A 19,292-nucleotide genomic window follows, 5' to 3' on the forward strand; every position below is an offset into this window, starting at 1 on the left:
GCATCCTCATTTATCCTGTATTAACAGGCTGTAAGACCCCCATTTCAAGACATCAGATACTTAAGTGGGGGATCAACAGCCTGTAAAAATCCGATTGGACGTTTTACTTTATTGGTTAACCCTCTAATTTATCAATAAATTCACGCATTAAGTCTGGTAAATCAGGCCATGCATGTCCACTTACTAAATTACCATCTGTATGGAGATTAGCATCAATATAAGTGCCTCCTGCTACTTGCACCTCTGGCTTGCAGGCAATATAGGCTGTTAGCTCACGTCCCTTTAATACTTCAGGAATCGTTGCAAAAATTTGCGCCGCGTGGCAAACAGCAGCAATTGGTTTCTTAGCTTCAAAGAAATGGCTAACAAGCGCTGGTACATGCTCATTTAAACGAATATACTCTGGCGCACGACCACCAGGAATAATTAGTCCATCAAATTGAGCTGGATCAACATCTGCAAATGCGGCATGTGCCTCTAGCCCATAGGCAGGACGCTCGATATATGTATCGACGCCATCTACAAAATCATGTAAAACCGTTTGTAATTTCTTTGCGGACGGAGCTGCAATGGTCACATCATAGCCTGCCTCTAAACAGCGATAATACGGATAATAAATTTCTAAAGCCTCTACTGCATCCCCTGCTAAAATTAATACCTTTTTGCCCATGATTTCATCTCCCTTATATTGTGAGTCTAACTGCTAAATTCGACATAGCTTAAAAATCTCCTTCCCAATAAAGAAACCTTTACAAAGAAAAAAAGGAGGCGTATAGTATTTATTTAGCTAGTTAAATAATTGTAGGAGGCTACTAGATGAATCCAATATTCCATGCTTTATTTCAAAAAAGCCGCTATTTAACAAATTGCTTAAATGAAGTGTTAAAGCAGCATGAGTTATATAGCTCGCAATGGGCGATTTTATATTGTTTACATAAAAACGGATCCATGACCTTAACCCAAATTTGGAAATACTTAAATGTGGAGGCGCCGAGTATTACAAGAGCGATTACACGACTTGAAACATTGGGCTGGGTTGAACGCTTAGATGGTGAGGATAAGCGTGAAAAAATTGTTACCTTATCCGCACAGGCTGAGGAGCGTTTACCAGCCATTCAGGAAACGATTTTAGCATTTGAGGAAGAAATGGTTGGCTCCCTTACTGTTGAGGAGCAGCAGCAATTTATAGGGCTATTGGAAAAAATGAAAGGTTGATTGACATGCAGCAAGAAGAGCATACACAAATATGGACAAAGCGTTTTATAAGCCTGTTTTTAACGAATATGTCAGTGTTTTTTGTTTTTTACGGGCTTGTTACCACTTTGCCGCTTTATGCCATTGGGGAACTACATCAAACGGATAAGGAGGCGGGTCTATTATTATCCGGCTTTTTACTATCCGCTATTATTGTACGTCCATTCTCAGGGAAGCTATTAGATGTTTTTGGTAAGAAAAAGCTATTACTAGTATCATTAATAGGCTATTTTATTTGTACAGTATTGTATTTAGTGATTCATCCGTTCGGGCTTTTACTTGGGCTTCGATTTATTCAAGGAATTTTCTTTAGTATTATTACAACAGCAGCAGGCTCGCTAGCAGCAGATATTATTCCCGCTAAGCGTAAAGGGGCAGGCTTAGGCTATTTCACCATGTCCACGAATCTTGCCGTTGTCATCGGGCCATTTATCGGCTTATTATTAATTCAATATAGTAGCTTTAACGTATTATTTATTGTGATGAGCATTTGTATATTGGCAGGAGGCTTTTGTGCATTAACGGTAAATACAGATGATTTACCAAAGCCTGCCTCAAAAGGAGCATTAATCTTTAAATTTAATGATTTATTTGAGCGCAAAGCATTGCCAATTGCCGCCATTGCGAGCCTTGTATCGTTTGCCTATGCAAGCGTCCTATCATTTTTATCAATTTATGCACAGCAAAAGGGCTTAATGGCTATTGCCAGCCTTTTTTATGCGGTGTTTGCAGCAGCAATGCTTATTACGCGACCTTATACAGGCAAGCTTTATGATACAAAGGGGCCGCACTATGTGATTTTGCCCGGTTTGATATCCTTTGCCATTGGACTTGTTATGCTGGCATTTGTAGAAGGGGCAGTGCTTTTTTTAAGTGCCGCCGTTTTTGTGGGCTTTGGCTATGGAGCCGTAACAACAAGCTTCCAAGCATTAGCTATTCAATCAACAACCATTCAACGTAGTGGCTATGCAACTGCTACATACTTTACGATGTTCGATCTTGGCATTGCACTGGGCTCCTATATTTTAGGCATGGTGGCTGTACAGGCAGGCTATGCTGTTGTTTATGGAACAGCGGCAATGGTCCTTGGTGTTGTGTTGATAATTTATCTACTACGTCTTGCCAAACAGAGAGCTCATCCATAAAGTACAAGGCATTGAGCATATTAACGCTTAATGCCTTGTACTTTATCCTTCAATAGCCATTTAGGAACGATTTTAATATAAATAAGCTCTCCAATTAGCTCCATAATCGTTTGCATAACAATAACCGCTGCTGCCAATGTCGCCCATGATGCTGGTAAAGCTAATGCTAGTGGAAGAACTACGAGCGAGTTTCTTGTACTCATACTAAAAATTAATGCTCGTCCTGCACCTTGCTCCAACTGAAAAATTACTGCAAGAGAACGGGCGGTAATAGGTGTAATGATTAAATAAGCAACATAAATAGGGATGACGCGGACAATAACCTCAAAATCATTGTAGACTTTGCCAATTTGTGAGGCGACCACCACCATTAAAACAAACGCCATAAATGGTACGGGCAGCCATGCTGTTAGCGCTAACACTTTTTCGCCAAGCCTATTTTTATGAGCCGATAATTGTGTCATAATGGCGATCAGCAAAGGAACAATAATTAGTAATAAAAACGCTTCTAAAAATGGCGCTATTTGTACAATGCCTACCATTTCCTTACCGATAAATAGCCATAGATACAATGGTAGTAAGAGCATTTGGACAACAAATAAAATAGGGGTAGCGGCTAGCATTAGTTGCGCATTGCCCTTACCAAGCTGTGTAAAGACAATAACATAATCAATACATGGTGTTAGCAATACTAAACAAATACCTAATAAAACAGGTGGAGATTGTGGAAGTAGCATTGTTAATAGCCAGAAAATAATAGGGATAATTAAAAAATTCCCGATTAATAATGCCGCAATAAATTTAAAGTTTGCTACTGCCTCACGTAGCTTTAAAAATGGAATCTGCGCAAACATTCCATACATAAGAATGGCGATTAGTGGTGAAATCGTCCAATCCAAGCTGCTGCCAAAATCCTCATGTAGAAGTCCTATCATTCCACCAAGCAGCAGGGCAATCCCATAGACCCAAATTTGTTGACTTTCTAACCATTCTCTTGTAAACATCCTAATTACCATTCCTTTTACTTTTTAAGACGTAATGCTAATAGCTTCATAATAACGATCTTTTAATTTTAAATGTACTTTAACTATTATACTATAATGAACAATAACTATAGCTGAAGGGATTATTGCCAATAGTTATGCATAATTAGCACTCTTCGTCAAAATAGATATTGCCTTATTTATAAATTTCTCAGTGTGGCGACAGCCTTGATACAAGCCTACTAAAAAGGAGAGCAGCACAATAGCTACTCTCCATGCTCTTATTTAAGATTCTTTTGCAAAAATGCCTTTGTGCGGTCATTCTGTGGATTTGTAAAGAATTGATCGGGATGGTTAGTTTCGATAATTTCGCCACCATCCATAAAGACTACCTTGTTGGCAACTTCTCGTGCAAAGCCCATTTCATGCGTTACAACAATCATGGTCATATGATCTTCCGCTAGGCTTTTCATAACCTTTAAAACCTCTCCTGTTAGCTCAGGATCAAGGGCAGAGGTTGGCTCATCAAATAATAAAATTTGAGGATTCATCATTAACGCACGGGCAATAGCTACACGCTGCTTTTGACCGCCTGATAGATTGGCAGGGTATGCCTTTGCTTTATCAGCAAGCCCTGTTTTCTTTAATAAGTCATGGCAGCGAGCCGTAATGGCTTCTGTTGATTCTGTTTTTAATAGGCGAGGAGCCATCTCAAGGTTTTGCTGCACCGTTAAATGGGGAAACAGGTTAAAGTGTTGAAAGACCATACCCATTTTCGCTGTTAAAGCTTTGATGTCCTGTGGCTTTGCATAGCTACCTTCCTGCACCAGATAATCGCCATCCACTAAAATACTACCACCATCAATTTCTTCCAAATGAATTAAGCTTCGTAGCATTGTGCTTTTGCCTGACCCAGAGGGACCGATAACAGCAATGACATCATTTTTCTCTACTGTAAATGTAATTTGTTTAAGAACCTCTACCTTATCAAAGGCTTTCTTTAAGTTTGTTACCTCTATCAATGCCATATGTATCACCTCTATTCAAATTTAAAGCGTTTTTCCAGCCATTTAAAGAACACTGTTAGGACAAGTGTCATTAGTAAATAAATAGCTCCAGCAATAAAGAATGGCGTAATGGTAAAGTCACGATTAACGGCTGTTTGTGCAAAATGCAGCAGCTCTGGCACAGCGACCGCATAGAGTAGAGCCGTATCCTTAATTAATGTTACTGATTCATTTGATAATGCTGGCAATGCTACACGAAACATTTGTGGCAAAATAACGCGTGTTGTCGTTTGCCATTTTGATAAGCCAAGAACTTGGGCTGCCTCATACTGTCCTTTATCAATAGCAAGAAGCCCACCACGGAAAATTTCTGCAAAATAGGCAGCATAATTTAAAATAAAGCCAAGGCAAGCAGCCACAAAACGATCAAGCACTAAATATTCACCGACTACTGGCAGCATCGGTAAACCGAAGCAAATTAATAATAGTTGTAGTAATAGCGGTGTACCACGCATGATGTAAATATATGTATGTGCAAGCCAAGCAAGTGGTTTAATACGACTTTTTACTGCGAGTGTTAATAAAAAGCCGAATGGAATGGATACTAGAATCGCGATAATAAACAGTAATACAGTCATTTTCGCACCTTCTAGCATCGGCAATATCATAGTTTGCCAGTAATCCGCCATAACAAAGTCCCTCCAAAAAGAGTAAGAGCTTCACAAAGGAAACTCTTACTAAAATCCTATCATTATTTTAATACCTTATCTTCGCCAAACCATTTTGTAGAAATTTCAGCAGCCGTACCATCCTCATTCATTTTATCGAGTGCAGCTTGTAGTTTTTCTAATAATGCTTCATTGCCTGGCTTTACACCAATTCCGTATTGCTCAGGTGCAAGTGATTCTTCTAATAGCTTAAATGTATCAGGCTCCTGTGTCATATAATATTCTGCCACAACAGCGTCAATAATAACAGCATCTACACGGCCTGTTTTTAAATCAGATAAAGCTAGTACATTATCCGCAAACTCTGTAATGTTTTTCACTTCTTGATGAATAGGGTTGCTATTTAATGCGTTTGCCGCAGAGGATAGGGATTGAAGACCGATTTCTTTACCTGCTAAATCACTTAGCTGTGCAATCTCTGAATCCGCTTTTGTTACAACAACTTGTGCATTTTCAAGATATGGCTTCGTAAATAATACTTTTTCTTTACGCTCATCTGTAATTGTATAGCCATTCCAAATTAAATCAATACGTCCACTCAGCAGCTCTGCCTCTTTTGTTTTCCAATCAATTGGCTGGAATTCTACCTCTACGCCCATATGCTCTCCTGCTGCTCGTGCTAAATCAATATCAAAGCCAACAATGTCATTTTTTTCATCGCGGAAGCCCATTGGTGCAAATTTATCGTCAATACCAATAATAATTTTTTCGTTGTCAGCAGATGCTGCCGGCTTTTTTTCCGCCGAATCCTCTTTTGCTGTGCTGCATGCTGCTAACACAATTACTGCCATCAGCATCATACATAAAGTTACAATACGTTTCATCCTTTATTTCCCCCAATTATACTATTTCACTTTCGTTTGCTAAATCACTAATGTGTTAAAGGTATCACCATGCTACAACATTGTCAATATTGTTTGGTATTAATCAGAAAATAAAGCGTATTTTCCAGCATTTTTTGAAAAATAATATGGTGGGACAATAAATATAGTGGCAGGAGTGGGGTGAAAGAGGGACTGCTTAGCAAACAGTCCCCGTTAATGTCTGATTAATGTTGGTTATGAATGGCTTGGCGTGCTAAAGCATCTGCTGCTTTATTTTGTGCATCAGGTATCCATTTAATAAAAAATAACTCGAAGCTTGCTGCAAGCGCTAAAGCCTTTTCAAGATAAGGTTTAAATTCCTCGTTTTTCACATATTCTTTTTCCATAGAGGCAACAACAATTTTGGAATCAGAGCGTACAGATACAAATGTGGAGCCGAGCTTTTGTGCCTCTTCAAGACCACGGATTAAAGCTGTAAATTCAGCAATATGATTGTTTGTTTGCCCGATATACTCACTTATTTGTAGATGGTGACCTTCCCCTTTGATAAAAAGTCCAATACCACTAGGACCGGGGTTGCCTGCACTTGCCGCATCAATATATACTTCTAGCATATTATCCCTACTTTGCAATTTAACTTCCCTGTTATTGTACAACATGGTGATGGACATTGTTGAAAAAATAGACAAAATAGTTGCTTGTTTAAAATGAACGCTTCATAATAGAAAGAAGCGAATTTTGAGCATAACCTGAAAGGAGCGAGAGTTTCGTATGGATAAAGTGATGGTTATGAAGGATATTGACGAGCTGCATGACACGTATTGTGCAGATTGCCTCGTTATTCAGCAGTTGCGTAAAGAACGTGGGAAACCTGGAGCTCATCGCTTCTGCATTGAATCCTGTTCAGTTGGCGAAAAGCTACAGTTTTTAGGAGAAGAGCTTTTAAAAGTTTATAGCAAATAATCTCTCCCTTTATATAATGATGTTTAACGATGGAAAGAGGCTGGGACATAACTCATTTTATTGAGAAAAATCAAAAAATGAATGTTATTTTTGTGATTTATTAAAGTATATGTGTTCTAATAACGCAAAAAAATGTTAGACCAAACTTGTAAATGGTCTAACATTTTTTCTTCTATAGTGTTTATTTTTAATATATACATGCTTATGGAAAAATTTCTTTGTGTAGCATCAATAAATAGATGGTCTGCATGGAGGAGTTCATGATGCATCATTTCTTTTGTGATGAATAGAGATTTCCTACTAATGGTTAGATGAAAAATCAATAGCAGCCTCTAATTTTCCTACTAAATGGTCTTGGAAACAAGCGTTAACATTTCTACTTGTTCACGTTCATTTCACGCCAGCTCCAGTTGTACCCGGAAAAGCCAACTGAAGGGCATCAGGTAACTTAATGGAACTGCCATCAAGGATGCGTATACTTCTGAATCTGAATGTGCTGGCAATGGGTAACTTTGAGAACTCTTAGATGGATAGGTTCTCAAATAATCGAAGAAAAATCTGTTCCAAAAAGTTGACGGCATACTCATTAAACCGTTTATCAAGCGCTTGTTTGGACATGGAAAGATTCTGTTTGGTCAGCTTAGCACACAGATGAGTGAGAGAACACCTCGCAATCATGCCGGGCTGGTCGAAAAGCAGGGCAAGAAATGTGTTTACATTTAACTTGCGTTCCCTTTGAATAAAGTTGGTTTCTTTAGCAATGCGGGACAGTTCTTTTGGGCGACAGAAGGTCAAACAACTGCTTCATCTGAAAAACAGGATGTTTGTGCTTCATATGGTATCCCTCCTTACAATTGATGGTAATTACTTATACCATCAAATAGGGAAAAACAATCATTTGATTCTAAAATTCTCTTAAGTTGACATATATGGGGCGGCGACTCCCGCGGAAAGCGTCCGCCCGTAGTGGCAATCAACGGCTTTCCTTGATTTCATTGTAAAAGAAAAAAGACTGTAGGCAAACTCAAAATTCATTGAGTTTGTCTACAGTCTGAAGCTACCTTTGTGATAAAGGTAGCTTTTTTGAATGATGATTATTTTGTCGCAGCATAGCTACTTAAATCTTGGTAATACTTTGTAAGGGAGGAGGCAGAAATATCGAATGTTGCGGCAATTTCTTTTACCGTCATCGATAGCGATTCAAACAGCTCCTTTTCCTGACCATAGCGAATAGCGCCAGCAGCAATAGCAGCCTCTTTACGAGCAGAAGGTTGTCCCTCGATTAAATAATCCTCTAACAGCTCTAATATTGGCTCTGTTTCACGATTATTTTGCTCTAAAAAGTCCTTCACCTGTCTTAGCACATTGCTCTCAAAGTTTGTGAACTCCTCTCCCTTATAACCATTTGAAACAAGTAACTCCCAGAACATTAAATGCTCTTCTTTTAAGAATACATGAACCTTCTTGTTAGATGCCTCAAAGTTTTTCTTAAATTCCTCAAATACTTTTGCATGATCGTCTGGGAAGAAAATAAGCGTGGATACAGCTAAGTAATGTGTCGATTTGGCTGTCCCATCAGGTAAGATAAAGGCAAAGACCTGCATACCCTCTGGAATTGGCTTATTATTTTCACGACGAATATATAGCTCCTCATTTGTGAGCAAATGTGTAGCTTTAAAATATTTTTCCTCAACAGCAGACACCGTACCAATAAAAAGCGTTGGCTGTGACCATTCTTCTAGCACTTTGACAGTGGAAGGTCTGACCGCCTTTTTCTTTGTTTTCTTTAAATAGCCTTTCCAAATAGAGGGCTCTTGATGGAAGAAAAAGTCGTCTAGCGCAATGGCTTCAATTAGCTCACGCTGTAGAACGCTCTCTAATTTAGGCTGCCATGTGCCCACATGCTCGATATAAGCACGAACATCTTTACGCTCAGGATATTCTAGATAAAATGTTTGCAGCACACGCTCTAATTCTTCAACCTGTACAGCTTCTACTGTTACTTGTTGCTTGCCTTCACAACATTTTTTATATTTTTTGCCGCTACCGCATGGGCATGGATCATTACGTTTTACCATAATTAGAACACTTCCTTTGAAAATTGTTAATCAATGTATTGCTAAATAATTTGCGCACTATTAATAATAACGGTACTTTTGTATGAAGAAAAATGATTATCTATTTTGAAATATCTAAAAACATAGCGGGACGCCCTGATTCTAGTATATGTACGCATAGTGCTACTTAGAACTAAAAAAGAAAACGAGCTGCGCCATCAAGCACAGCACCGTTTTCAATTATTGGGCAGCTTCGATTTCAAGTGTTAAGCGTTCCAGCTCATCAATTAAATGACCAATATAGGCAATGGTAGCTTTTAATGGCTGATCCGTTGTAATATCCACGCCCGCCATTTGTGCTAATTCTACAGGCGATTTTGTGCCACCAGCCTGTAGCACGGCTAGCCATTCTTGCACGGCTACATCACCTTCTTGTAAAATACGCTGAGATACCTGTGTAGAAATGGTTAAGCCTGCGCTATATGTGTATGGATACAGCCCCATATAATAGTGCGGTTGACGCATCCATGTAAGCTCAGCACCCTCAGAAATATCGACTGCATCACCCCAAAAATCTTCAAGTACAGAACGTTTTAAGTGATTTAAGATAGTAGCATTGACAGCTTCACCAGCATCAATAAGCTCATATACTTTACGCTGATAAGCAGCCTCTAGTAAATGTGTAACAAAGTTATGATAATATGTTTTCGATACAATATTCGAAATCACCCAACGTTTAAAGCGTAGATCATCATGGTGTGTTAATAAATAATTAGCAAGCAGCATTTCATTCATTGTAGATGGCGCTTCAATAAAGTAGAGCGAAGGGCGACTATTGAAATAAGATTGATGCGCATGTGTATTCGCAAAATGCCCCGCATGGCCAAGCTCATGAACAAGTGTAAAGACTTCATTCATACGCTCATTCCATGACATTAAAATATAAGGGTGGCTACCATATGGACTTGAACAAAAGGCCCCCGTTGATTTCCCTTTGTTTGGTGCATAGTCAATCCAGCGTTCAGCAAAGGCTCTATCCATTAAATGACTATAGTCCTCTCCCATTACTGCTAATGACTTCTCAACGTACTCCTTCGCCTCAGCCATTGAGATTTGTGGGTCATAGTCGGGATCAAGCGCTATTTTTAAATCTGCAAAGGTCATTTGGTCAATGCCGTTTGCTTTTTGAATTAATTTGGCATAGCGACGCATATGTGGCGCAAGCTCTGTTGTAATTAAATCAATTTGACGATGATAAAGAGCAGCATCGACATCCTGATCTAATAGTAAATAATCAATGACAGACTTAAAGCCTCGTAAATCTGCCATTGTTTTTTCCTGCTGGATATGTGTGTTATAAACCTGTGCAGTTGTGTGCTGATAATCACGCAGCTTGCTTGAAAAGGCTGTAAATGCGGCACGACGTACATCTAGATCGGCTTCAAACTCCCAGTCATTTTCAAAAAGTACGAAGCTAAGCGGATGGTTTTCACCATTGACTACAAATTCCCCAAAGTCCATATCCACTAATTTTGTTGTGTTATAGATTTCGTATGGTGCGTCAAATGTTGAGCTAAAGGCAGCAAGCGCTTTTTCTACCTCAGGATGCAGTTGATAGGGCTTGTATTTTAAGAGCTCGGCAATATAGTGCTGATACAGCGGGTTGACTGCTGCGGCTTCCTGTAAAATGGCTTCATCTAAGGCAAGCAGCTCACTGCGAACAAAAGCGATTGCACTGCTAATTTTACCGATGGCTGAGCTATACTTAGCAGCACGCATTTGTGCTTTATCGTCTGTACGGTCTACTTGAAGATTTAAGCTAGCATATGTGCCGATAGGAACAATGCTTTTATAGAGTTCCTCAAAGGCTGTTAGTACATCAATTACTTGCTGTGCATTTGTAATTGTCCCTTGAAACTGTTGCCCAAATTGAAGTGCATCCTCTACAAGCTGCGCAAGCATTGGGTCAAAATCAGCATCGTTTTTTAGTAAGGCGGTTAAATCCCAAGTTTCTTCTACCGCAACATCTTTGCGTAATGGTAAAACATCCATTTTTGAACACCCCTTCATATGTAAGTGACTTTATTATAACGAAACTATTTCGGAAAGGGAAATAATTACGTAGAATAGTGGCAATATTCTTATATTGTAAAATAGATGTTTGAAATAGTGTCAGGTGGGAACAATAAGTACGTAGCCAGCTTGATATAAATGGCTAGAACATTTCATATATTGGAGGAGCTATACGTATGACACAAAATTTAAACAAACAATTAAATAAGTTAGTTGCCACATGGTCTGTGCTTTATACAAAGCTGCACAACTACCATTGGTATGTTACAGGACATGCGTTCTTTACACTCCATGCAAAATTTGAAGAGTTGTATAATGAAGCCACTTTAAATTTAGATGAGATTGCTGAGCGTATCTTATCAAAGGATGGCAAGCCTGTAGCGACATTAAAAGAGCATCTTGAGCTATCGTATGTAGAGGAAGCAACAGGAAATGAAACAACAGAGGAAATGGTTGCAACAACAATTGAGGACTTTGAAAAGGTTATGAAAGCCTTAAATTCAACAATGGAGCTTGCAGCAGAAGAAGGGGACGACCGTACAGAGGACTTACTAAATGCCATGTATCAATCACTTGAAAAACATACATGGATGCTAAAAGCCTTCCTTAGCAAGTAGCATATAATGGGCATTTGGAGCTTGCACGGTTCCAAATGCTTTTTTTGTAACAAATAGATAACAATCTGATAACAGTTTGTAAAAGCTGGTTTGGTTATAGGGTGGAAGGGTAATAAGCTAACTAAGCCATATAAATTAGGAGGAATTGAACATGATGCATGAACAAAACCCACAAATTGAAGTGGCTCATACAAAGGATGAAATGCTTCATATTTTAGAAAGCATGCGTTTAGAGGGCTATCATAAAGAGGATATTCATATTATTGCCAAGGATGCTGAGCAGCTAGAGGATGTTAAATGGGATGATGATGTGCAAACATATGAGGCTGGTAATTGGCGAGACCAATTTAAGTCATGGTTTACAGGCGATTCAGCGGTGGCAGAGGGCTTAAAGCGATTTCCGTTAACAGAAGCTCAAACAGCCTACTATGCACATCTTGTAGAGCAGGGCAGCATTATATTATTTGCTGAGCATGGGGACGATTCAGATCCACTAGAAACACAGCCAATTACGGCAGAGGAGCTCGATAAGCGTTTAGATGAGCAAAAGCGCTCAATTGAGGCAGAGCAGTATCGACGACTTTTATAAATAGTGAATAGACGAAAAGGGATAATTATATGTAAAAGCCATTATTTTGAATGAATATTTCAAAATAATGGCTTTTATAATGAAAGGTTATATGGAATGCATATCAGCCATATTACATAGCAACAACATGGATATTACCAATAAACCTGAAAGTCTTCGCTATATTCTTGTAAAATAGCTGATGATTGTTTTAAGAAAAATAAGGAAGCTAAAGTTACCAAACTTAGCTTCCTTTTCTTATGGCATCACTTTTTCATGTGCATCTTTTTTAATAAAGCGCAATAGATGGAAATGCTCTAATTGTGCCACTATATTACCAAGCAGAATAAAGCTACCACCAATCACTAATTTCATTGTTAGCCCTTCGCCAATAAACATCATCGCAAACATAGCTGCAAAAATAGGCTCTAAGGAAAAAATAAGACCTGTATGTGTAGCAGATGTATATTGTTGTGCAACAGTTTGACCAACAAAGCAAAAAGCACTACAGATAATGCCAAGCCCTAGAATTGCCAGCCAAGCTGTTGGAGAATGGGGCAATGCTGGTGTTTCAAATAAACATGTTAAAATGAGTGCATAGAGCCCTGCAAAGCCGAGCTGATAAATTCCGTAAGAAATAGATTCAACATTGCGCGTAAAGGAGCTATTTAATAGTAAATAAAGGGAATAGCATATTGCCGCAATTGCGACTAATATATCTCCCTTTTGGAAAGCAAATGAACCATTCGCTGTTAGCACCGTAATCCCAATCATTGTACAGATTACGGCAAAGCTCACAGCTCTTGAAGGTAATTTTTTATCAATAAAGCTGCTGAAAATCGGCACTAGCACAACGGTAAGGCTTAAAATAAAGCCTGCATTTGATACGGAAGTAGATTGTAAGCCAAATAAGCTAAGTGCGAACACAATGAATAATAACAACCCTTGAATAGCCGCATATTTTAATGTTTGCCCATTTACTTTAAGCATTCGTTTATAAAAAATAAAACCTGCGATTAAAAATGCGATGATGCAACGCAATGCCACTACATTATAAACCGCCAATGTTTCAAGCCCCATGACCATAAAGGTATAGGATAACCCCCAAAACATTGTCACAATGACCATCAATATATTTGCTTTTCCTTGGATACTCATAATGTTCACCTACAATCTGTGTACTAAAACAGTTTTTCTACTAGAAATTACTATATATCTTGTCTTGTGATTAGTAAAACGAATGTTTATAATGAATAGGATTAAAAATTTTCATGTAAGTAAAGAGGTAATTCATGAGCTTAGTCAAATATGAGATTTTATCAAAGGTGGCAGAGGTAGCAAGCTTTACAAAAGCAGCAGATGCGCTTGGCTTAACACAATCTGCTGTAAGCCATGCGGTATCAAGCTTGGAAAAAGAATTTGGCTTTGCATTGATTCATCGCAGTCGTGCGGGTGTAACCTTAACAAGTGAGGGGCAGACCATGCTAAGGGCGATGCGTCAGGTTTTGGATGCGCAGGAGCTATTGCAGCAGGAGGCTGCGCATATTCTTGGCGTGACACGAGGCAAGGTACGACTTGGCGTGATTTCAAGTATCTCATCGAATTGGATGCCAGAAATTATTCGTATTATGGATAATCAGTTTCCGGGGATACAGGTGGAATTGCGTGAGGGCGATTATTATGAAATCGAGCAATGGCTACTAAGTGGTGAAATTGAAGCGGGATTTTTAAATGGGCAAAAATCAACGCAATATCAATTTACCGAATTGCAGCAGGACCCTTTGCTGTGCATTGTTTCGGATAAAAGCCCTCTTTATGATAAAACAGAGATTGATATTGCGGATTTGGAAGATATGCCCTTTATTATGACCTCCTATAAGGGAACAAATGATGTAAAGGTTTTGTTAGAGCATTATCAGGTAAAACCAAATATTCGCTTTGAGCTATCAGAGGAGGTTGGGATTCTCTCCATGATTTCTCACCATCTTGGGATTAGTATTTTACCGCAGCTTGTTATTCATAATTTACCGCCAACGTTAAAGGCTATACCGTTAAAGCAGGGTGGCTATCGGACAATTGGTATTGCGATGAAACACCATGCCTCTCCTGTAACGAAGAAATTTGCGGAAATTTTAAGTGCTTGGTTAAAGGAGCAAAACAGCGTGCTGTAGCTCTTGAAGCATATCCTTGCATTACGCTAGAATAAAGGTTGTTAGATATTGTAGAAAATAGGTGAGTGTATGGGGACATTACAAGGGAAAACCGTACTCATTACAAGTGGGGGAACGCTTGAAAAATGGGATCGTGTACGGGGGCACACAAATTTATCGAAGGGAACAATGGGCTGTTATTTGGCAGAGGCAGCACTTGCAGCTGGTGCGCATGTTATCTATATGCATGGCTATTTTGCACAGCTACCAGTTAATCATAGCAAAATGCAAACGATTAAATTTGAGGGCATTGAGGACTTAGGCGATAAAATTCGATATGCTGTGCAGAAGCAGCAGGTGGATATTGTCATTATGGCAGCGGCTGGCTCTGATTGGGTCATTGATAAAGTATATGACCAATCAGGCAACTTAATGGAGGAGGCAGGGAAAATGCCTTCCGATGAGCCACCTATTATTCATTTTAAAAAAGCACCAAAAATATTAGGGCAAATAAAGGGCTGGCAACCAAATGTCACATTAGTAGGCTTTAAGCTGGAAGCAACAGATGATGAGGCATTTTTACTTGCGCGTGCAAGATTGCGTATGGACACAGCACAGGCACAATTTATGGTGGCAAATAGCTCTCAATCATTATATGGCGGAGATGAGCCTCATTGGATTGTACCAGCAGAGGGGCAGCCAATTAAGGTAATGGGCAAAGAACAAACAGCGCAAGCATTGATAGCATGCTTACAACAAGAAACTGTGTAGAGGGGATACTTCTGCACAGTTTTTTTATCGTTAGGTGGCGCTAAATGCGTAATTGCCTGCATACAATGCTAGAAGGAATCGAGATAAATAACACATTACAAAGTATTCGACTAGGTTTTCTAATATTTTATATTGACAATTGTATAGCACAATTATAGAATTATTTCCAAGTAAGCAGGGCTCTTATCAAGAGAGGCGGAGGGACTTGGCCCAATGAAGCCTCGGCAACTAATAGAATAGATGCCAATAGTATCTAAGAGATAAAGGGGCTATCCATCAATTGAACTCTTTTGTAACGGAATCAAGAAAAAGAAGGGGTGTATTATATGGCACAGTCGGTAAAAGTAGATGATAAGAAGTTAGAGGCTATCGCGAAGGCTATTCAAAATCTTGAATATGGTGAAGTGCATATTACGATTCAGGATGGTGTAATTGTGCAAATTAATAGGCTCGAAAAACAGAGATTTCCACAGAAGAAATAATGATCATTTCAGTCGAACGATGTCATAAGGCCACAACTAAGCATAAAGGATGTCCTATGCTTACAAGTGGCCCTTTTTTTGTGGAATGCTTAACGATAAAAGCTTTTTGGAATCTCACCAATATGACGGCGATGATACAGTAAAGGCTCTTTTGGTGAATTTGTAATATCTAGCACCTGCCCAATAAAAATAGTATGGTCGCCAGCATCAATCTGTTGATATGTTTTACATTGTAAAATGGCTGCTGTATCATGTAAAATCGGTAGGTCAAAGGAGGACATAGACCACTTTGCCTGAGCAAAACGATCTGGCACTTTGCTGGCAAATAATGTACATAAATGCTCCTGATCACTCGCTAAAATGTTGACCGCAAATGTTGGCGCTGCTGTAAAATAAGCATGGAGCTGAGATTTTTTATCGAGTGACCATAAAATAAGGAGCGGGTCAATCGAAACAGATGCAAAGGAGTTAACGGTTAAGCCAATCGGTTGTGTGTCATGGCATGTAGTAACAACCGTTACGCCTGTAGGGTAATTACCTAGTGCTAATTTAAAAGCAGTTACTTGATCTGTCATTCAAATCACCTCGTTATTATTGTCAATGAAGTTAAATAGCTATCATTGTCTTGCATAAATTTTAAACGAATCCGACATATAGGTAAAGGTAATCGGGAAAGAAAGGGGAATGACCATGACTTTATATTTCGATCATTTGGTTCAGCAAGTGGAATCACCAGAAAATATAAAGGTTTTCTTCAACAAACGAAATATCCATACAGTAAACGGTGGTCAGCATACGATGTGGGGGACTTATAATACATTAAGCTATTTTGGCTTAAGCTATATTGAGCAAATTGCGGTATATGATCGTGATTTATTTGAGCGGGCAGCATTAAACCCCTACACGCTACATTATACGTTTAAACAGGACGAGGAGCGCCAAGGGTTTTCACGAATTGCCTTGCGCACAACAAATATAGAGGCAGAGGGACAACGCTTGCGTGCATTAGGCTTTGATGTGTATGGACCTGAGGCTTGTAGTCGTACAAGACCAGACGGCTCTGTTGTAGAGTGGAAGCTGCTGCATTTTGGTAAGCCTGACCATGCCATTGATTTTCCGTTTTTCATTGAATGGGCGGAGGATGATAAGGAGCGCTTGTCACAATTGCAGGCAAGTGGTGCGCTTCATCCACAGCAAAGCATTACAATGGAGGCGGTGCTGTTTGCAGTAAAGGATGTACAGGCAACCGTTGAGCTTTGGCAGAAGGCATTGCAATTGCCAAAGCCTGAACAGCACGAGCAATATGTATCCTTACAGCTACCAAATATACGCTTGGATTTTTATGATGAGGCAGTTGCCACAGCTATAACCCTTACACCTTTAAAGCAAGGCCCATTTGGTGTGCAATTAAAAGACCCGTATCGCGTAAAAGAAACATTGGTTTGTCCAGGTGCTTTTTATTGGATTAATCGCTAGAAAAGCTACGGCAAGGGGAGTGTAGAATGTCCCTTGCCGTAGTTTTTCAATTATTCAATCGTCATTTTCTTTGGTGCTTGTGTGCCTGTGTACCAATCAAATTCAATTTCAAATGAATGCTTGTCGCCCTTTTTTGTATAGGAGTATTCGATTTTAAGTGGTTCTGTAGGGCTAACAATAGTTTGCTCTGTGCCTTGCACAAATGTAAATTCACCGTTTTCCTTTAGCTTTTGAGCAATTGCTTCAAGCATTGTTGCAAATTCGAGAACGCTTTGCCGTTCCTTATGCTTTAGAACAACCTCCGTCATCGGCTTCATTTGCTTTTGCATCGAAATCCCTCCCTCTTGTATTGTTACCTCTATTATAGCATAAAATGTTAGCGCTACCATTTGCATTGCACTTGTTTCTTGTGTGCTCTATACTATGTTCAATATAAAGAATAGGAGGGCGCGCTATGTGTATTATTGCCATTGGCTATCAGGTGCATCCACAGCATCCTTTACTGATTGCGGCAAATCGTGATGAATTTTATGCAAGACCAACTGAGCGCATGCATAATTGGCAGGATATGCCGCATATTTGGGCTGGTCGAGATTTAGAGAAAATGGGTACATGGCTAGCTGTGAGTAATAATGGGCGGTTTGCAGCAGTCACCAATTATCGCGATCCACAGCTGCCAATTGTCGGTGAAAAATCGAGAGGAGCCGTTCCTATTGCATTTATGAATAGCTCTGTAAGCGCACAGGATTTTGCTGGTCAGCTACAGCAGGAGCGTTATTTATATGGAGGATTAAACGTACTGCTCTATGATGGAACGGAGCTTGTGCATTATAATAATGTACATAATGTGCAAACAATTATTCCACCGGGTATTCATTGTGTATCGAATGCAACCCTCAATACGCCATGGCCTAAAGTAGAGCGTCTAAAGGCAGCTTTTGCTGAAACGCTTCAAACAACAACAGCGGAAGAAGCATTGTTAGCGATTTTAACAGATCCAACAAAGGCAGCCACGAAAGATTTACCAGCAACAGGTATCCCGCTTGCATTAGAGCAACAGCTTTCCTCTATTTTTATTCATATGGATGGCTATGGTACACGAGCCTCAACCGTTGTGAGGCTGCATCAAGCAGGCTGGGATATAATAGAGCGAAGCTTTGAGCATGGCGAATGGACTGGAGATGTACGATTGAAGGTGACAAAAGAGGGGAACAATGATGATTGCTACAATAAATAAAGCTATTCAACAGCTTCCAACTAAATATAGACAGAACGAATTAGCCTACATATCATTAACGGGTAAAAATGAAAGCTTTATCAGAGATCAAATGGCGCTATACTTATATAGGCTTGATAAAAGTTGGTGTAGGGAATATAAACGAATCGACTTAGCGCAATTATCCACTGCCCACCCAACTATGGTAGAAAATATTATTGAAATAACAAGTCTATATACGTCAGATATTGTTCATGATGCACATTTTAAGCGAGATTATTTGCGAAAAATTAAAAATGATATGACTAAAAATGGTAAATATACAACAATAGCTACCAATACATTTATCGTTATGATTGCAACACATTTAAAGGATAACAAGCGTGTTGATGATCTAAATATTGGCTATTCATTTGCGTGTTGTGAGAAGGAAAACGCTTTGTCTAAAGCATTCTCTCGTTGATTGGCGTGAAAGGTGGCGACTCTAGCGGAAAAAGTGCGAGCTGAAAATCCATTTATTTCGGCATTTGCCGAAATAAATGAGTTGAAGCCGCACCCGCAGAAAGCGTCCACCTGTAACAGAAATCAACGAATTCTAAGCGATTCTCTGTAAAATAAAGGTTAATCAACACGCCTGAAAGGATAAGATTGATTCTAAACAGAAGCAATTTGTAAAATATGCTGATGGTATCAATAGAGGGTTAGCAAACTTTCGAGAAAAGGCGCAACCACGAAATGCTGAGGAAGAAAAATATATGATTCAGCAAAAGCTAGAAGGCTATTTGAAAAATGAGCCAATCGAGGTTAAGCACGCATGTAGCATACATATTGGACAGGCATTTGGTACAGAGGTGGAGTTATATTATTGGATACTACAAAAGCAGTAGGGCTGGCTATTGCAAAAAAATGGATTGGAAAAGCGATAGCACTTTCCAATCCATTTTTTATTGAACCTGTATGAATAGCCTGTAAAAACAA

The 19,292-nt window shown here is 39.3% G+C and carries 23 protein-coding genes and 1 riboswitch; of the genes, 12 read left to right on the forward strand and 11 right to left on the reverse strand.

The window, feature by feature from the left end:
- Positions 1-115: 115 nt before the first annotated feature.
- The gene (locus MHB42_RS07525; protein WP_340805321.1) at positions 116-670 is read right to left on the reverse strand and encodes a DJ-1/PfpI family protein; all 555 of its coding nucleotides are present in this window, start codon (positions 668-670) and stop codon (positions 116-118) included.
- A gap of 146 nt (positions 671-816) precedes the next feature.
- Here MHB42_RS07525 and MHB42_RS07530 point away from each other — a divergent pair, with 146 nt between their 5' ends.
- Together MHB42_RS07530 and MHB42_RS07535 are read left to right on the forward strand one after the other, a co-directional pair.
- A complete protein-coding gene (locus tag MHB42_RS07530; RefSeq protein ID WP_340805322.1) occupies positions 817-1,215 on the forward strand; it encodes a MarR family winged helix-turn-helix transcriptional regulator in 399 nt (132 codons plus the stop codon).
- Between the two features lie 5 nt (positions 1,216-1,220).
- On the forward strand, positions 1,221-2,399 hold the full coding sequence (locus MHB42_RS07535) for an MFS transporter (RefSeq protein ID WP_340805323.1): 1,179 nt from the start codon (positions 1,221-1,223) through the stop codon (positions 2,397-2,399).
- 20 nt (positions 2,400-2,419) lie between these two features.
- Here the strand turns inward: MHB42_RS07535 and MHB42_RS07540 are convergent, their stop codons facing one another.
- The 5 genes from MHB42_RS07540 to MHB42_RS07560 form a co-directional block, all read right to left on the reverse strand.
- A complete protein-coding gene (locus tag MHB42_RS07540; protein ID WP_340805324.1) occupies positions 2,420-3,403 on the reverse strand; it encodes an arsenic resistance protein in 984 nt (327 codons plus the stop codon).
- Positions 3,404-3,663: 260 nt separating this feature from the next.
- Complete coding sequence (locus tag MHB42_RS07545) at positions 3,664-4,410, reverse strand: amino acid ABC transporter ATP-binding protein (protein ID WP_340805325.1); 747 nt, start codon at positions 4,408-4,410, stop codon at positions 3,664-3,666.
- 11 nt (positions 4,411-4,421) lie between these two features.
- Positions 4,422-5,078 (reverse strand): amino acid ABC transporter permease, encoded by a 657-nt coding sequence (locus MHB42_RS07550; protein WP_340805326.1) that lies wholly within the window; start codon positions 5,076-5,078, stop codon positions 4,422-4,424.
- 62 nt (positions 5,079-5,140) lie between these two features.
- Positions 5,141-5,941 (reverse strand): amino acid ABC transporter substrate-binding protein, encoded by an 801-nt coding sequence (locus tag MHB42_RS07555; protein WP_340805327.1) that lies wholly within the window; start codon positions 5,939-5,941, stop codon positions 5,141-5,143.
- 224 nt (positions 5,942-6,165) lie between these two features.
- Positions 6,166-6,555 carry a ribonuclease HI family protein gene (locus tag MHB42_RS07560; protein WP_340805328.1) on the reverse strand — a complete coding sequence of 130 codons (390 nt, stop codon included), beginning with the start codon at positions 6,553-6,555 and terminating at the stop codon, positions 6,166-6,168.
- Positions 6,556-6,712: 157 nt separating this feature from the next.
- On the opposite strand from MHB42_RS07560, the gene MHB42_RS07565 reads away from it, so the two are divergent.
- Positions 6,713-6,904, forward strand: a complete 192-nt coding sequence (locus MHB42_RS07565; RefSeq protein ID WP_340805329.1) for a zinc-finger domain-containing protein — start codon at positions 6,713-6,715, stop codon at positions 6,902-6,904.
- A gap of 1,094 nt (positions 6,905-7,998) precedes the next feature.
- Here the strand turns inward: MHB42_RS07565 and MHB42_RS07570 are convergent.
- Positions 7,999-8,982: an SEC-C domain-containing protein gene (locus tag MHB42_RS07570; RefSeq protein WP_340805330.1), complete on the reverse strand. Its 984-nt coding sequence runs from the start codon at positions 8,980-8,982 to the stop codon at positions 7,999-8,001.
- Positions 8,983-9,201: 219 nt separating this feature from the next.
- Positions 9,202-11,013: an oligoendopeptidase F gene (gene pepF / locus MHB42_RS07575; RefSeq protein ID WP_340805331.1), complete on the reverse strand. Its 1,812-nt coding sequence runs from the start codon at positions 11,011-11,013 to the stop codon at positions 9,202-9,204.
- 197 nt (positions 11,014-11,210) lie between these two features.
- Here pepF and MHB42_RS07580 point away from each other — a divergent pair, with 197 nt between their 5' ends.
- A complete protein-coding gene (locus MHB42_RS07580; RefSeq protein ID WP_340805332.1) occupies positions 11,211-11,651 on the forward strand; it encodes a Dps family protein in 441 nt (146 codons plus the stop codon).
- Positions 11,652-11,802: 151 nt separating this feature from the next.
- Positions 11,803-12,240 (forward strand): general stress protein, encoded by a 438-nt coding sequence (locus MHB42_RS07585; RefSeq protein ID WP_340805333.1) that lies wholly within the window; start codon positions 11,803-11,805, stop codon positions 12,238-12,240.
- A gap of 237 nt (positions 12,241-12,477) precedes the next feature.
- Here the strand turns inward: MHB42_RS07585 and MHB42_RS07590 are convergent, their stop codons facing one another.
- A complete protein-coding gene (locus MHB42_RS07590; protein WP_340805334.1) occupies positions 12,478-13,377 on the reverse strand; it encodes a DMT family transporter in 900 nt (299 codons plus the stop codon).
- A gap of 134 nt (positions 13,378-13,511) precedes the next feature.
- Here MHB42_RS07590 and MHB42_RS07595 point away from each other — a divergent pair, with 134 nt between their 5' ends.
- The 3 genes from MHB42_RS07595 to MHB42_RS07605 all read left to right on the forward strand — a co-directional run bounded on the left by MHB42_RS07595 (position 13,512) and on the right by MHB42_RS07605 (position 15,622).
- Positions 13,512-14,390, forward strand: coding sequence for a LysR family transcriptional regulator (locus MHB42_RS07595; RefSeq protein ID WP_340805335.1), 879 nt, complete (start codon positions 13,512-13,514; stop codon positions 14,388-14,390).
- Between the two features lie 69 nt (positions 14,391-14,459).
- Complete coding sequence (locus MHB42_RS07600) at positions 14,460-15,140, forward strand: phosphopantothenoylcysteine decarboxylase domain-containing protein (RefSeq protein ID WP_340805336.1); 681 nt, start codon at positions 14,460-14,462, stop codon at positions 15,138-15,140.
- A gap of 180 nt (positions 15,141-15,320) precedes the next feature.
- Positions 15,321-15,407: riboswitch (SAM riboswitch) on the forward strand.
- Between the two features lie 59 nt (positions 15,408-15,466).
- The gene (locus tag MHB42_RS07605; RefSeq protein WP_340805337.1) at positions 15,467-15,622 is read left to right on the forward strand and encodes a YezD family protein; all 156 of its coding nucleotides are present in this window, start codon (positions 15,467-15,469) and stop codon (positions 15,620-15,622) included.
- Between the two features lie 89 nt (positions 15,623-15,711).
- Here the strand turns inward: MHB42_RS07605 and MHB42_RS07610 are convergent, their stop codons facing one another.
- Positions 15,712-16,197, reverse strand: coding sequence for a flavin reductase family protein (locus MHB42_RS07610; RefSeq protein WP_340805338.1), 486 nt, complete (start codon positions 16,195-16,197; stop codon positions 15,712-15,714).
- A 115-nt stretch (positions 16,198-16,312) separates the two neighbouring features.
- Between MHB42_RS07610 and MHB42_RS07615 the strand changes: the two genes are divergently transcribed.
- Complete coding sequence (locus tag MHB42_RS07615) at positions 16,313-17,098, forward strand: VOC family protein (RefSeq protein ID WP_340805339.1); 786 nt, start codon at positions 16,313-16,315, stop codon at positions 17,096-17,098.
- A gap of 50 nt (positions 17,099-17,148) precedes the next feature.
- On the opposite strand, the gene MHB42_RS07620 is transcribed toward MHB42_RS07615, so the two are convergent.
- Positions 17,149-17,427: an amphi-Trp domain-containing protein gene (locus MHB42_RS07620; RefSeq protein ID WP_340805340.1), complete on the reverse strand. Its 279-nt coding sequence runs from the start codon at positions 17,425-17,427 to the stop codon at positions 17,149-17,151.
- Between the two features lie 125 nt (positions 17,428-17,552).
- On the opposite strand from MHB42_RS07620, the gene MHB42_RS07625 reads away from it, so the two are divergent.
- From MHB42_RS07625 to MHB42_RS07635, 3 genes are all read left to right on the forward strand, one after another.
- Positions 17,553-18,335 carry an NRDE family protein gene (locus tag MHB42_RS07625; protein ID WP_340805341.1) on the forward strand — a complete coding sequence of 261 codons (783 nt, stop codon included), beginning with the start codon at positions 17,553-17,555 and terminating at the stop codon, positions 18,333-18,335.
- Complete coding sequence (locus tag MHB42_RS07630; protein ID WP_340805342.1) at positions 18,313-18,777, forward strand: hypothetical protein; 465 nt, start codon at positions 18,313-18,315, stop codon at positions 18,775-18,777. The genes MHB42_RS07625 and MHB42_RS07630 overlap by 23 nt, the downstream gene beginning before the upstream one ends.
- Before the next feature lie 292 nt (positions 18,778-19,069).
- Positions 19,070-19,201 carry a hypothetical protein gene (locus tag MHB42_RS07635; protein ID WP_340805343.1) on the forward strand — a complete coding sequence of 44 codons (132 nt, stop codon included), beginning with the start codon at positions 19,070-19,072 and terminating at the stop codon, positions 19,199-19,201.
- Positions 19,202-19,292 lie beyond the last annotated feature (91 nt).

This window comes from Lysinibacillus sp. FSL K6-0232 (assembly GCF_038008325.1).
Classification (GTDB): Bacteria; Bacillota; Bacilli; order Bacillales_A; family Planococcaceae; genus Lysinibacillus.